The organism is Blautia massiliensis (ex Durand et al. 2017) (assembly GCF_051861785.1).
In the GTDB taxonomy this organism is placed as follows: domain Bacteria; phylum Bacillota; class Clostridia; order Lachnospirales; family Lachnospiraceae; genus Blautia_A; species Blautia_A luti_A.
This window is the reverse complement of the sequence record NZ_CP146725.1, coordinates 3,265,263-3,280,052: the sequence shown is the minus strand read 5'-3', so window position 1 is coordinate 3,280,052 and position 14,790 is coordinate 3,265,263. Positions and strand designations below refer to the sequence as shown.

The 14,790-nt window shown below is 45.6% G+C and carries 15 protein-coding genes; 2 read left to right on the top strand and 13 right to left on the bottom strand.

Translation table 11 applies throughout. The features are described 5' to 3' along the window. Positions 1 to 79: 79 nt before the first annotated feature. From V9W66_RS15405 to V9W66_RS15390, 4 genes are all read right to left on the bottom strand, one after another. Positions 80 to 310: a class I SAM-dependent methyltransferase gene (locus V9W66_RS15405; protein WP_144094482.1), complete on the bottom strand. Its 231-nt coding sequence runs from the start codon at positions 308 to 310 to the stop codon at positions 80 to 82. Between the two features lie 45 nt (positions 311 to 355). Then, positions 356 to 1,138, bottom strand: coding sequence for a ZIP family metal transporter (locus V9W66_RS15400; RefSeq protein ID WP_207705791.1), 783 nt, complete (start codon positions 1,136 to 1,138; stop codon positions 356 to 358). A 168-nt stretch (positions 1,139 to 1,306) separates the two neighbouring features. Next, entirely contained in the window at positions 1,307 to 1,849 is a 543-nt protein-coding gene (locus tag V9W66_RS15395) for a LamB/YcsF family protein (protein WP_330575385.1), read from the bottom strand. 261 nt (positions 1,850 to 2,110) lie between these two features. Beyond that, positions 2,111 to 2,620: a hypothetical protein gene (locus V9W66_RS15390; protein ID WP_186290085.1), complete on the bottom strand. Its 510-nt coding sequence runs from the start codon at positions 2,618 to 2,620 to the stop codon at positions 2,111 to 2,113. 12 nt (positions 2,621 to 2,632) lie between these two features. Between V9W66_RS15390 and V9W66_RS15385 the strand changes: the two genes are divergently transcribed. Beyond that, positions 2,633 to 4,945, top strand: a complete 2,313-nt coding sequence (locus V9W66_RS15385) for a heavy metal translocating P-type ATPase (RefSeq protein WP_330575386.1) — start codon at positions 2,633 to 2,635, stop codon at positions 4,943 to 4,945. Between the two features lie 134 nt (positions 4,946 to 5,079). Further along, the gene (locus V9W66_RS15380) at positions 5,080 to 5,391 is read left to right on the top strand and encodes an ArsR/SmtB family transcription factor (protein ID WP_144094486.1); all 312 of its coding nucleotides are present in this window, start codon (positions 5,080 to 5,082) and stop codon (positions 5,389 to 5,391) included. 80 nt (positions 5,392 to 5,471) lie between these two features. Here the strand turns inward: V9W66_RS15380 and V9W66_RS15375 are convergent, their stop codons facing one another. The 9 genes from V9W66_RS15375 to V9W66_RS15335 form a co-directional block, all read right to left on the bottom strand. Next, on the bottom strand, positions 5,472 to 7,589 hold the full coding sequence (locus V9W66_RS15375; RefSeq protein WP_144094488.1) for a glycoside hydrolase family 13 protein: 2,118 nt from the start codon (positions 7,587 to 7,589) through the stop codon (positions 5,472 to 5,474). 287 nt (positions 7,590 to 7,876) lie between these two features. Beyond that, complete coding sequence (gene ftsH, locus V9W66_RS15370; RefSeq protein WP_144094490.1) at positions 7,877 to 9,724, bottom strand: ATP-dependent zinc metalloprotease FtsH; 1,848 nt, start codon at positions 9,722 to 9,724, stop codon at positions 7,877 to 7,879. A 16-nt stretch (positions 9,725 to 9,740) separates the two neighbouring features. Next, complete coding sequence (gene hpt / locus V9W66_RS15365; RefSeq protein ID WP_144094492.1) at positions 9,741 to 10,268, bottom strand: hypoxanthine phosphoribosyltransferase; 528 nt, start codon at positions 10,266 to 10,268, stop codon at positions 9,741 to 9,743. Then, on the bottom strand, positions 10,265 to 11,707 hold the full coding sequence (tilS, locus tag V9W66_RS15360; RefSeq protein ID WP_144094494.1) for a tRNA lysidine(34) synthetase TilS: 1,443 nt from the start codon (positions 11,705 to 11,707) through the stop codon (positions 10,265 to 10,267). The genes hpt and tilS overlap by 4 nt, the downstream gene beginning before the upstream one ends. Before the next feature lie 25 nt (positions 11,708 to 11,732). Then, the gene (locus tag V9W66_RS15355) at positions 11,733 to 13,226 is read right to left on the bottom strand and encodes a SpoIIE family protein phosphatase (RefSeq protein ID WP_044960946.1); all 1,494 of its coding nucleotides are present in this window, start codon (positions 13,224 to 13,226) and stop codon (positions 11,733 to 11,735) included. A gap of 119 nt (positions 13,227 to 13,345) precedes the next feature. After that, positions 13,346 to 13,660, bottom strand: a complete 315-nt coding sequence (locus V9W66_RS15350) for an FtsB family cell division protein (protein ID WP_243121769.1) — start codon at positions 13,658 to 13,660, stop codon at positions 13,346 to 13,348. Between the two features lie 111 nt (positions 13,661 to 13,771). Further along, entirely contained in the window at positions 13,772 to 14,053 is a 282-nt protein-coding gene (yabP, locus tag V9W66_RS15345; protein WP_044960948.1) for a sporulation protein YabP, read from the bottom strand. Positions 14,054 to 14,143: 90 nt separating this feature from the next. Next, the gene (locus tag V9W66_RS15340; protein ID WP_015527118.1) at positions 14,144 to 14,383 is read right to left on the bottom strand and encodes an RNA-binding S4 domain-containing protein; all 240 of its coding nucleotides are present in this window, start codon (positions 14,381 to 14,383) and stop codon (positions 14,144 to 14,146) included. A gap of 73 nt (positions 14,384 to 14,456) precedes the next feature. Next, positions 14,457 to 14,750: an HU family DNA-binding protein gene (locus V9W66_RS15335; RefSeq protein WP_227573730.1), complete on the bottom strand. Its 294-nt coding sequence runs from the start codon at positions 14,748 to 14,750 to the stop codon at positions 14,457 to 14,459. Positions 14,751 to 14,790: the final 40 nt, after the last annotated feature.

Below are 14,790 nucleotides of genomic sequence, written 5' to 3'. Positions count from 1 at the left end.
TACTTCACACAACGGAAATATACCATGGAACCGTCAACATGGATATCCGTTTCTTTATATAGTTTTTGAAGGATATCTCTCAGCTCTTTCTCCGTCTGAAACGGTAGAGAAAACCACCCTTTCCCCTGATATAAAAACAGGCAATGAAATCGCCGCCTGGTTTCAAAACACGCCATATTTCATGAAATGCTTTTTGCTTATCAAGAAATGCATGAAAACCATTCATACTGACAACGGTATTTTTCATGCTTTTTTCTCCAATCACTGTACCTTTTTCGCCTTGCATCCGCATTTCTTCATTTTTTTTCATATAAGCATAAAACTGCTTATTCTCATAAGAATCATCCCTCTCCTCTTACCCCAGTGCCACATCCAAGATCATCATCAAACTAAATCCAAGTGCAAAGAAAAGCGTACCGATATTCGAGTGCTGTCCCTGAGACATTTCCGGAATTAGTTCTTCAACCACGACATATAACATAGCTCCTGCTGCAAAGCTGAGTAAATATGGTAATGCCGGGATTACCAGCTGTGCGACAAGAATCGTCATTACTGCTCCAATCGGTTCAACGACTCCTGAAAGTACGCCTCCCAGAAATGCCTTTCTCTTACTTTCACCCTCTGCCCTAAGCGGCATGGATATAATCGCTCCTTCTGGAAAATTCTGGATAGCAATTCCAAGTGATAAAGCAAGTGCACTTGTTGCTGTAATCTGTGCATTTTCAGCAAGAAATCCTGCATACATTACACCAACTGCCATACCTTCAGGGATATTATGTAATGTAACTGCCAACACCATCATCGTAGTACGGCCAAGTTTGCTTTTCGGTCCCTCTGTCTGATCACTTCCAACATGAAGATGTGGAATCAAATGATCAAGTGCGAGTAAAAACAATATACCAATCCAGAACCCAACAACTGCCGGAACAAACGATAAAGTTCCCATATTCTCAGATTGTTTAATTGCCGGAATCAGAAGACTCCAGATTGAAGCAGCAACCATTATACCTGCTGCAAACCCTGCAAGTGCACGCTGCAGTAACTTGCTAAGTGTTTTTCTCATAAAAAACACGCATGCTGCACCTAGCGTTGTTCCAACAAATGGAATCAGTATACCTTCAAAAATATTCATTAGCATTATGTATTCCTTTCTGTATAATCAAAAGTACTTGCATATCGTTCCGTTGTTAGTTCAAACTAACTGTCATGTATAAAAGAAACCGTGCAAAAAGCAAACTGTAATTTCACACGGTTTTCCTTATGTTTAAGTATATCACTTCCGAAATCATATAACAATATAATTCTTTTAACAATTTACAAGAGAAAGATCATCCATGTATGCACGATCTGCAAAAATCTCAGATGCTGTACGAAGTCCCCTGCTCTCAGCGATATCACCAAGAACTGCTCCTGCACAGTAATAAACGATCAGATCTTTGTCATACTCGCAGATTGCCTCACAGATTGCTGTGGAAATGTCCTCGTCATACTGGCAGGCATTCCCCATTGCTCCATGAGGAGCGACATGCTGAAGCTTCATTCCGTAGCTCTTGGTAAATGCAGCCAGTGCTCCGATCTGGTATCTGACGTAATTCTTAACTTCATCATGAGAGAGAACCATCTTTCTTCGTCCAAAGCCAAGAAGATCCGGATATCCAGGATGGGCTCCAACCATAACGCCACGTTCCTTTGCCATGCGGACTACCTTATCCATTACCATCGGATCGCCTGCATGCCAGCCACATGCTACATTTGCTGTTGTGACATATTTGATGATCTCTTCATCGCCGCCAAGCTTATATGCGCCAAAGCTCTCACCCATGTCACTGTTTAAGTCGATACTGTACATGTTGCAACCTTCCTTCCTTTCTTTCTTTACTTGTTGAAAGTATAACATGTTAAATAAAAATAATAAAATAGATTATTTTTTCAGAATATATTAACGTTTTCTATATTTCTTTTGCAATAAATTTCACTTTTCTTTGATCCGTTTTTTGAAAAGCTGTTGACAAAGATTTTTATATATGATTAAATAGTCATATGAACATTAATTCATATATTCATATAAAAAGCAAACGAATCAGCAAGGAGAGTTCATATGGAAGAAAAATTAAAGAAAGATTCCATGGAGTCCGCAGATTCCTGCGGCTGCGGTCACGAGCATGCGCATCACAGCCATGATGAGCATGAAGAACATCACGATCATGAGCACCATCACCATGATGAGCACTGCGTCTGTGGTTGCGAGAATCATGACCATGAAGATCATGAACATGAGCATCCTCACCACCATGAGCACTGCAGCTGTGGTTGTGAGGATCATAAACATGAACATCATGAACCTGAGCATCATCATCACCATGACGAACACTGCGGCTGTGGTTGTGAGGATCATAAACATGAACATCATGAACACGAGCACCTTCACCACCATGACGAACACTGCGGCTGTGGTTGTGAGGATCATAAACATGAACATCATGAACACGAGCACCTTCACCACCATGACGAACACTGCGGCTGTGGCTGCGGGGATCACGAGCATGAGCACCACGACCACTCCCACAATGCTCTCACCGCAAAGCGTGTCTACATTCTGGAGAACCTCGGCTGCGCTCACTGTGCTTCCAAAATGGAGGAACGGATCCAGGCTCTTGAAGGCGTAGAAAGCGCTACCATTACTTTTGCAACAAAACAGCTTCGCTTAAGGGCTGCAGATCCAGACGCTCTGCTTCCGCAGATCCGCAAGATCTGCACATCCATTGAGTCTGAAGTTAAAGTTGTTCCGAGAATTCCAGCTCCGGCAGCTTCCACTGACATAACAACCAAGACCTATCTTCTGGAGAATCTAGGCTGCGCTCACTGCGCTTCCAAAATGGAGGAACAGATTGCAAACCTTGAAGGCATTTCCGAAGCAACCATCACTTTTGCAACAAAACAGCTTCGCTTAACTGCAAAGGATCCGGATCGATACCTGGATCAGATCCGTAAGATCTGTACATCCATTGAATCCGAAGTTCTTGTAAAAGAAAAGGATCCGAAGCCAAAGGCTCAGTCCCCAAAAACAGCGACTCACCCAACCGCTTCCAAGAAGAAATTTTTCTCCAAGGAAAACATAGATATCATCTGCATTATCATCGGTGCAGTACTCTTCGTTGCCGGAGAGATCATGGAACACAAAGGCTTTGGTACCAGTGCCACTCTTCCTGTATTTGTGATCGCATACCTGGCGCTTGGGGGTGTTATCGTTGTAAAAGCTGCCAAAAACATCTCTCACGGACAGATTTTTGACGAAAACTTTCTCATGAGCATTGCAACACTTGCCGCTTTTGCCATCAATGATTCTGCTGAGGCCGTAGGCGTTATGCTCTTTTACCGCATCGGCGAGCTTTTTGAGGAAAAAGCCGTTGAACGAAGCCGCGGGCAGATCATGGATGCCGTAGACCTTCGTCCGGAAGTTGTCAATCTGGTCACAGGCAATGATATCCAGATAATTCCCTCTGAAGAGGCTCAGATCGGAGACATTCTTCTGGTTCGTCCCGGAGACCGCATCCCTCTTGATGGTATCGTAATTGAAGGAAACAGCCGTATCGACACTTCTCCGATCACAGGAGAGCCTGTACCGGTTGCTGTAAATGAAGGTGATGAGATCACTTCTGGTTGCGTCAACACCTCCGGCCAGCTTAAGATCCGCGTGGAAAAACCTCTGGAAGAATCCATGGTCACTCGTATTCTGGATTCCGTAGAAAACGCGGCAGCAAGCAAACCGAAGATCGACCGCTTTATCACACGTTTTGCCAGGGTTTATACTCCTTGTGTTGTAGGAATCGCAGTGGCAACTGCCATACTCCCATCCCTTGTTACCGGAAACTGGCATTACTGGATCTACACAGCCATTACTTTCCTGGTAATGAGCTGCCCTTGTGCTCTTGTACTTAGTATCCCGCTGGCCTTCTTCTCCGGGATCGGTGCCGGTTCCAAAAAGGGTATCCTTTTCAAGGGAGGCCTTGCCATCGAAGGATTAAGTAAGCTCGGCGCTGTGATCATGGATAAGACCGGTACTATCACAGAGGGTAACTTCCAGCTTCAGAAGGTTGTTGCCACCGGTAAATACACGGAAAATGAACTCCTTTCCATGTGTGCAGGCTGTGAACAGAACTCCACACATCCTATTGCGAACAGCATCGTTGCTGCCGCAAAGGAACGTGAGATCCAATTTGAAAAACCGATCTCCTTGGAAGAAATTTCCGGTCACGGGATCGTTGCGGAAATGCCGGAGGGAAAAGTTCTCTGCGGAAATCGCAAGCTGATGGATAAATTCGGAGTTACAATCGGAGAATTAAAGGAAGCCGCTTACGGCTCTGAAGTATTTATGGCAGTAAACGGAACCTTCGCAGGATATATGCTGATCTCCGATACCATCAAACCTGACGCAAAGGAAGCCATTGCTTCTCTGAAAAAGCTTGGTCTCCACACCGTTATGCTCACCGGAGACTCCGAAGACAGTGCACAGGCTGTAGGAAAAGATGCCGGGATCGATGAGATCTATGCAAAGCTTCTTCCGGAGGATAAGCTTAATGCCCTGAAAAAGGTCCGCCAGGCACATGGAACAGTTATGTTTGTCGGTGACGGTATCAACGACGCTCCTGTTCTTGCAGGTGCTGATGTAGGTGCTGCCATGGGAAGCGGTGCAGATGCTGCCATTGAAGCCGCAGATGCCGTATTTATGAATTCCAATGTAGATGCGATCCCTCAGTCTATCGCCATTGCACGAAGCACAAACCGTATTGCATGGCAGAACGTAATATTTGCCCTGGTGATCAAGATCGCAGTTATGATCCTTGGTCTTGCCGGACATGCCAACATGTGGATGGCCGTATTTGCAGACACTGGCGTTGCCATGATCTGCGTGCTGAATTCCATTCGTATCCTGTATAAAAAATAAGATCCGTTCTGCAGGGCAGATATCCTGCAGCGGATCCCTGTGCATCCGTACAACTCCCCCGTGATGCAGAAAAGAATTTGACCGGTGCGTTTTTTTCAGCTACAATAGAAGTTAACAGTTTGGAGGATGCGCAAATGAAGAAAACACATATAGATTACCCGATCAATGATGATACACTGTACCGGCTTGCCGACCTGTTCAAGATTTTCGGTGATCCTACCAGGATCCGTATCCTGTACGTACTTTCTGTGGAAGAGCTCTGTGTTCAGGATATTGCCGATCGTCTTTCCATGACCCAGAGTGCCATTTCCCATCAGCTCCGGGTACTGAAGCAGATATCACTGGTCAAATTTCGAAGAGACGGAAAAACCATTTACTACTCCCTGGCAGACAGCCATGTGGCAACCATCATGAATCAGGGGCTGGAACACGTTACAGAAGAATAACGCATAAAACACAATGCAAAAAGCCAATCTGCTTCCTGATGGAAGAACAGATTGGCTTTTTTCTCTGCCTTACTCGTGCATCATTTGTATTTATCCCTCGCCCTGTGGTGAAGCACCATCGCTCCGTATGCAGGCATCTTCACCTGAAGAATCCCTGCATCTGCAATATATTCTTCCGGCATTTCCGTATAACCCTCTCCGGAAGAAAGCATCAGGCGCTGAAAAGCCGTTGCTTCTTTCCGGCTTACACCGGTTTTCCAGGCTGTTACCCTTATGTCTCTCTCCTGATCCTGATTATTAAGGATCACTATGATCTGTTCAGAATCAGAAAAACGACCATAGCTCAAGCCCTGATGATCGTTCCACAGAAATTCCAGGGAACCCTTTGCAAGAATCGGATATGCCTTGTGTATGCAGATCATACGTTTATGAAAGTCCAGCATCTCCTGGTCTTCTTTTCCCCAGGGATAAGTTCTGCGGTTATCCGGATCTGTAAAGCCGCAGACGCCGGCCTCATCCCCGTAATATACCGTAGGCGCACCCGGCCACGTCATCTGGATCACAACAGCCTCTCTCATGATAGCAGGATTGATGCCTGCAGATGCCGCCTCTGCGCCTGCGTAGGAAAGCCTTCCTACTCTGTGATTGGTCCTTGTCAGAAATCTGGAATGGTCATGGTTTGAAAGCTCATTCATGGCTCCATAAAGCGCTCCCATATGCAAAGACTGCATATGATGCTTCATCGCCCCGATAAAGGCCTCACTGTTGCCATAAAGGTCCTCCCGGTACTCATCACTGTGCTTCTCCATTCCGGTCAGGAACCAGGTTACAGGCTCCATAAAAGCGTCATAGTTCATAACCGTATCCCACTCATCGCCGCGAAGCCAGCTTTCCGGATTTCCGTAGTGTTCTGCAAGGATCACTGCATCAGGATTGGCTTCTTTTACTGTCCTCCGGAACTCTTTCCAGAAGTGATGGTTAAAATCATTGCTGTGGCCCAGATCTGCAGCTACATCCAGTCTCCAGCCGTCTACGTTATACGGCGGCGAAACCCATTTTCTGCCCACAGCAAGGATCGTCCGGCAAAGCTCCTCAGATTCTTCGTAGTTCAGCTTTGGCAGGGTATCATGGGTCCACCAGCCGTCGTAGGTTGGATTATAGGGCCAGCGGTTCTGATCCTGGAAGCAGAAGAAAGAACGATAAGGGCTGTCCGCCGAAACATAGGCCCCCTTTTCGTAGCCTTCCTGATTTTCGTAGATCCGTTCCCTGTCCATCCATTTATTAAAGGATCCGCAATGGTTAAATACCCCATCCAGGATCACCTTCATCCCTCTTCTGTGAATTTCCTCCACAAGCTCCTGAAAAAGCTTATTACTGGCCTCCAAATTCCGTTTATCGGTCACACGGCGGATATATTTAAGGGCATGACTGTTGTCACTGTCTCCGGGACTTAACAGACCATCACAGTCCTCTACGATCCTTCCGATATGCGGATCGATATGATCGTAATCCTGACAGTCATACTTATGGTTGCTGGGAGAGACAAAGACCGGATTCAGATAGATCACATCTACTCCAAGCTCCTGGATATAATCCAGCTTATCCATAACTCCCTGAAGATCGCCGCCATAAAATTCCCGGACACCCATCACAGCCGGAACCTTTTCCCAGTTATCCACTTTTACGGAAGTGTCCCCGATATAGAAATATTCCCCTGTTTCCACATCATTGGAAGGATCTCCGTTACAGAAACGATCCACATAAATCTGATACATCACAGCACCCTTCAGCCACTCAGGCACATGATATCCGGGATAGATCTCAAATTCTGTCCTTTCCTCATGTCTGGTATTTACACCATTTGTATCATAATAACAGGTAACAAGTCCTGAATGGATCTCAAAGTAATATCGTACAAGATTTTTTCCCATTACGATCTGTGCAGTATAATAATCAAAGCTTCCGGAAGTTTTTTCCCACTTCATTTCCAGATATTCTCCGTCATGCACAAGACAGACGTTGTCCACATTATTTCTCTGGGTACGAAAACGGATCGTAACTGTATCACCTTCCCGTGGCTCCACAGGTGTTCGGTAATATTCCGTCCCGTCACTGAACATTGCGTCTTTATTTAATACCGGACTCATATTGAGTATATACCGCATCTTCTTTGCAGTCTCCATGCTTTCATATAACATTCTATTTTCCTCATTCCGTTTTTAGTACCATGTTTTTAAATATATTATCTTAATTTTTTCCATCCCGCAAGCATATATATCTGTTTTCTCCGTAATTCGCCTTTTATTTTTGGGCAGTAAAAAAGACAGCTGGTTAGGCTGCCTTTTTTGGAGAAGGTATTTCTTCTTATGGGGTGTAGCAAAAACTATATAATGTATTGGGGGGTTTTTACGATATTTATAGTACCATGTGTCCACCAAAAAGTGTGCACAAAGTTCACAAAATTCAATATATTTTTTTGTGCATTTTATTCATTTGTTTTTGCAACCTCTTCTTTTTCTGTTGTAAAAAGTGCTTCAAACTCTTCACGATGTATCTTTTCCTTCTCGAGAAGAAGGGCCGCACAGCTGTGAAGAACGCCGATATTCTCACGGATGATGCTCTCTGCATTCCCATGGCACTCACGGATGATACGGGACATCTCCTCATCGATCTCTCTTGCCACTTCCTCACTGTAGCCTCTGGTATGTGCCAGATCACGGCCGATAAATACCTCATCGTCATCGTTGCCGTAAGCGATCAGACCGATTTTTTCAGACATACCGTATTTCATTACCATAGAGCGTGCAGTCTCTGTGGCACGTTTGATATCATTGGAAGCACCGGTGGTGATATCTCCGAAGATGATCTCCTCAGCCACACGTCCGCCAAGAAGCGTGGTGATATCCTCCAGCATTTTGTTCTTTGTATTAAACATCTCATCATTATCCGGCAGCGGCATGGTGTAGCCGGCAGCTCCCATTCCCGTAGGGATAATGGAAATGGTGTATACCGGATCCATATGAGGAAGTACATGGAACAGGATCGCATGGCCTGCTTCATGATAAGCTGTGATCTTTTTCTCTTTATCAGAGATGACCTTGCTCTTCTTTTCTGCACCGATCCCGACCTTGATGAATGCTTTCTTGATATCCTTCTGCATGATATAAGGACGGCCCTCTTTTGCAGCATCAATAGCAGCTTCGTTAAGAAGGTTCTCCAGATCTGCACCTGTAAATCCTGCGGTTGTCTGGGCAATCTGGCGAAGATCCACATCATCTCCCAGCGGTTTGTCCTTGGCATGGACCATAAGGATCTCTTCTCTGCCCTTGACATCCGGGCGTCCCACACCGACTTTACGGTCAAATCGTCCCGGACGGAGGATCGCAGGATCCAGAATATCCACACGGTTGGTCGCTGCCATTACGATGATTCCTTCATTTACTCCAAAACCATCCATCTCTACAAGAAGCTGGTTCAACGTCTGCTCTCTCTCATCGTGGCCGCCGCCCATACCGGTTCCTCTCTGACGGGCTACCGCATCGATCTCATCAATAAAGATGATGCACGGTGCATGACGCTTGCCCTCTTCAAAAAGATCTCGTACACGGGAAGCACCGACACCAACAAACATCTCCACGAAATCGGATCCGGAAATGGAGAAAAACGGAACTCCGGCCTCTCCTGCAACTGCCTTCGCGAGAAGAGTTTTACCTGTTCCCGGAGGGCCCACAAGGATCACGCCTTTCGGGATCCTGGCGCCTACCTTGGTATACTTCTGTGGAGATTTCAGGAAATCCACCACTTCCTCCAGATCCTCCTTCTCCTCCTGAAGACCTGCAACATCCTTGAACGTTACTTTCTTATCATCAGGGGACGACATCCTGGCTCTGCTTTTTCCGAAATTCATCATCTTCGCATTGCTTCCGCCGCCTCCGGACATCTGCCGGTTCATCATCATAAAGAAAAAGATAAGGATCGCGCCGGTAAGCACTACCGGAAGTACTGTTCCGATCATGGAGTTGTCCTTGGGTACATTGCGGATCGTCGGATCGATATCATGTTCTTCAAGAAGCGCCTCCGCTTCCTTTACATCGGTTACGTAGACTGTCTTCTGACCGTCTGAAACAATGTTTGCTGTTACATAACCGGTGGGCACTTCTCTGTTCTGATGGATCACCGCATCCGTCACTTTGTCTTCTTCCAGAGCCTTTTCCAGCTGGCCCATTGTGTAGCTGCCCTGGGTAGATACCTGGTCATTGAGATACAGATATCCTGCGATCAGTGCCACAATAAGCAGAAGGTACAGGCCTATCTTACCTGAATGCTTGCTCACTTGGTTAAATCTCCTTTCAGTCCTGAAGCTCCACTACTCCGATGTAAGGAAGGTTTCTGTATTTCTGGGCATAATCAAGTCCGTATCCTACTACAAACTCGTCCGGAATATTGAAGCAGCAGTAATCTACCTCTACATCTGTCACACGTCTCTCCGGTTTGTCAAGAAGTGTACAGAGTCTGATGCTTGCCGGATGTCTGCCCTTCAGGATACGCAGCAGATAGCTTAAGGTTCTGCCTGAATCAATGATATCCTCTACGATCAGAACATCTTTCCCTTCCAGTGGCTGATCCAGATCCTTGACGATCTTTACAACACCGCTGGATTTCGTATCATCACCGTAACTGGACACAGACATGAAATCCAGTGTTACCGGGCGTGTAATCCTCTTGGCAAGCTCACACATAAAGAAAACGCCGCCTTTCAGAACGCAGATCATGTGTACATCTTTTCCGTCATAATCCTTGTTGATCATATCTGCAACTTCCTGGATACGGGCATCTACCTCTTCTTCACTGAGTAAAACCCTGATTTTTTCGCTCATGCTAAAGCTCCTCCTTGGTAATGTAATTCTAACACTCTCCCTGTAGTGGAAGTGATCTTATACTTCTCGTTCATCCGTCCTCCCGGGATCCAGAGTATCTCAGATCCTGCCGCAACAACCGGAAGTCTGTCTCTCATCTCCGCCGGAATCTTCTCATCAATAAAGATCCGGTTCAGCTTCTTTCTTCCGCCTTCACTGTTTACAGTAAGATAATCTCCCTGTCTTCTGGTCCGAACGCATGGACTATTTTTTATTTTATCATAATCAAACCATTTCGTATACTTTTTTTCTTCAATCTTCTGTTTCTTATAAGAAAAAATTTTCGACTCAAAAACTCCGAAAGGACTTTCCAGAATTCCAGGTACCGGAAGCTCCACAGACATTTCTCTGAGACCTGCCAATACTTTTTTTTCAGTGGAAGCAGCGTTCTCTCGGTCTGATGCAGAGTTCTTTTTCAGACATACCCCTCCGTACTGTCGTATTACCCGCAGCGATTCCGGAAGGTTGATATAACGACCGTTTTCTTTTTTTTGAAGCGAAAGGACCTGGTCCACATGAAGAGATGTAAAGTCCTTACGTTTTCCTGACAGTATCTCAAACGCCTCCATCACCGCATATTCCTGAAGGATAGAATCCTGTACAAAAAATTTTTCATCCAGAAGATAGCCATTTTCTTTCCGGCAGCCTGCCAGAAGCTCCCTTCCCTTTTTCTGAAGATACGAATCTGCCTCTGCCAGAACCCGTGCGGTTTCTGCCATATGCTCCACCGCTTTTGCATTGATCTTCTGTTCCATAGCCGGAAGAATATGGTTACGGATCCGGTTTCTTGTATAGTCATCTGAAAGATTGCTGCTGTCTGTGATATAGGAAATACCTCTCTCTTTCAGATAATTGACGATTTCCTTCCGTTCTAAACACAAAACCGGCCGGATGATCTCACCATTTACCGCCTGTATCCCGGAAAGTCCCCGGATACCGGTTCCCCTTGCCAGATGATGCAGCATAGTCTCTGCCAGATCGTTGCGATTATGTGCCAGCGCAACCCGGAACTGTCCGTTCTTTTTTGACTGTTCTCCGGAAAAACCAAGTCTCTTTTTTTCCTCCTGAAATGCCTGTTTTCGCACGATCCTTCCGGTTTCTTCTTCTCCCAGCTTCCACTTTCCGGAAAGCTCCGGAACCGGATAATGCCTGGACCGGAAAGGGATTCCCCAATCCCGGCAGATTTTTTCCACAAACTGCTCATCCCGGTCCGCCTCCTGGCCCCGGATCCCATGATGGACATGAACCACTTCCATGGAAAAACCGATCTCTTTCTGAAGACTTTTCAAAATATGAAGCATTGCTATGGAATCCGCCCCTCCGGAAACCCCTGCCACAACCATATCCTCTGCTTTCAGCATCCGATTGTCTCTGATATATTTTCTTACACGTGTGATCATTTTTTCTCCTGTAACCAAAAATACTCTATTTTTTCCACAATCCTGCCACAACTACTGTCATATCATCCCTGGCATGATAATCACTGTATCCCAGAACCCTTTCCAGTATTCCCCTTCCCATCTCCCTGGGCTCTTTTTCCCGGACATCCATAATGATCTCCTTCATGGTTTCCTCTTCCCGTTCTGTAGGAAGTGCATCCAGAACTCCATCTGTCATCATGATCAGATAATCTCCATGATAAAGCTTCCTTGAGGCAGTATCAAAATCCAGCTGTTGAACCAAGCCTGCTGCAAGATTTTCCGAAGCAATGGATTCCACCCAGTGATCTCTTTTAATAAATGTGGAAGACGCCCCTGCTTTCAGAAAATCACAAATCCCGGTATAAAGATCCACCGCACAGATATCAACAGTAGAAAACATCCCTTCCCGTCCTTTCAATAGCAGTGCGGAATTCACCATTCTGGCAGCTGTCTCCTGAGAAAAGCCGGATTCCAGAAACTGTTCCAGAAGTTCTACCACGATCTCGCTTTCTTTAAACGCTTCTATTCCGGAACCCATCCCATCAGACAGACAGAGAAAAAACCTGCCATCCTCTTCCTGACGACAGATATAATTGTCTCCGGAAACCTTTTCCGCTTCTCTTGTAAGCCGCGCTACTCCGTAAAGCATCTGATAACTGACATCCTCCACAAAATGGACCATACGAAAATCTCCATTTACAATACTGCGGCTGCCGGCGTCCGGCGTCATGGAGCTTCCGCAGATCCTGGACAGGATCTGTGCGATCTCTGTCATGGAAACACACTGTCCGCTCCTGGCTCTCAGATTCAGAAATATCTGCCGTCTTCCTTCGATCTTATCCATGACCCAGACATTCTTTACAAGTACATGCTTTTTACGAAGAGCCTTTTTCAGATCTTCCTGAAACTGCGGATCTGCCGGCATGATATCATACAGCTCTTCTGCCATATGATCCATGATCCTCGAGATTTCCGTCAGCTGCTGTGCAACTGCAAGCCGGCTTTCGATCATCCGGTTATCCCACACGAGATTCTGCCTTTCTTCACGAAATCCCTCATTCAGGACCTGAAAATACTGGGCGGAACGGCCACATGCTCCCATCCATTCACTGCGTGCTCTCTGGATACTCTCTTCATTGCCTTCCTCCATGGTACGGATCATATTCTCACTGCCCCGCATGGTTTCCCCGGCACGCTCTCCCCAGCAGATCTCTCTCTGATAACATCTGGAACATACAGCCGCACTGGTGTCCGATATGATACGGTTCAGCTGTCCTCCGCTCAAAAATTCCTTACGGTAAGGCATTCCGTAGAATGTATCCGCAAGCTTCCGGAAGGATGCTGCATACCGTTCCACTTTTTCCTTCTGGGGATGGCTTTCACAAAGCGGCAGCATTTCTTCTTTTTCCTTCGTTTTTCCCGAAAAGACAGTTTTTGCCATGTCCCGGAGTATCAGCAGTATGCTGACTACGAGCATGGCAATGATCCATTCCTGCATATTTTTCCCTCCCCTTATAACCTTCACTGACTGAACATTATAAAGGAAGATCCCTGAAATATCTGTCAAAGCCGCACGAAAATGTCAAAAAAAATTTCGTCGAAACCTTTGATTTTCAGCTATTTTTCTTCCTGAAACACGATCTCGTTGTCTTTCACAAGTCCCAGCTTCTCACGAGCCGCCTCTTCCACATATTCGTCGGTCTTCATATGTTCTTTCTCTGCTTCGATCTCCTTGGTACGTTCCTTCTCACTTTCAATGGACTTCTCCAGTGCTGTAGCTTTGGAATCATAATAATCCCTGCGCCGTTCCAGAGTCTTACTCTGCAGCATAAGGCTTCCCAGCAACACCAGTGCGATCACCATGATCCCCGCCATGCCAAGATAATTATATCCGATCCATTTTTTTTCTTTTCCCTTTTTTGGATTTTTCAATCTGCTGCTCCTTTTTTACACAATATGATCTCTTTACCTTTTACGAGCTTATACATCCAAATTTTACAACTTCTTCAAAAAAATATCAACCGGTTTGCTGTCATTTTAGCTTTAATGGAACAGTCTTTTTAAAAGGGATCCCTCTTTTTTGTCCTTTTTCCTGCCAAGATAGGTAAGACTGTCGATTTTCCCCTCCAAGCTAAGCTGCCCACTTTTCAGATCAAGATGTTTTACATGAAGTCCTTCGCCTTTTATGGATAACTTTCCTTCCTCTGTATGCAGCAGTATTTCTTTTTCATCGAAAGAGATCACCTCCCGGATTCCCGTTATGGTTCCGCCTTTCTGCCGCTCCAGCATCAGACTGTGAAATGCTGCCGGTTTCTTCTCGTCCAATCCATACCTCCCTGGGGATGATTTCTCTTTTATTTTATGAAAAATCCATCCGGAATAGACCATCATGCCCAAACGGCAGCTGTCCCTGCATCAGATATAGCGGAACATGCTTTCCACCTCATCCTTTTTTACCGTTTCCTTAACTTCCAGGACTTCAACCTTTACATTACGGCTTCCAAACTGGATCTCCACAGTGTCACCGGTCTTTACCTGTACAGAAGCCTTGGCCGGCTTGTCATTGACCAGAACTCTTCCTGCATCGCAGGCTTCATTTGCCACCGTACGGCGTTTGATCAGTCTGGATACTTTCAGATATTTATCAAGACGCATAATTTTTCCTCCTAAAAAAGCAGGGGAAACCAAAAACCGGTTTCCCCTGCCGTTATCACTCTGAACCAACAGATTATTTACCGTTGACAACGTCCTTTAAAGCTTTTCCTGCTTTGAACTTCGGAGACTTGGAAGCCTCGATCGTCATGGTCTCACCAGTCTGAGGATTTCTTCCCTCTCTTGCAGCTCTTGTGCTTACTTCGAAAGTTCCAAATCCAACCAGCTGAATCTTCTCGCCTTTTTTCAGTTCATCTGTTACAACATCGATAAAAGATTTCAGAACAGCTTCTACATCTTTCTTGGAAAGATTGGTGTCTTTCGCCATTGCTGCCACTAACTCTGTTTTATTCATGGTGTTTCCTCCTATAATTGATGTTCTCTTATTTTTGACTTTGCTTTATATATAT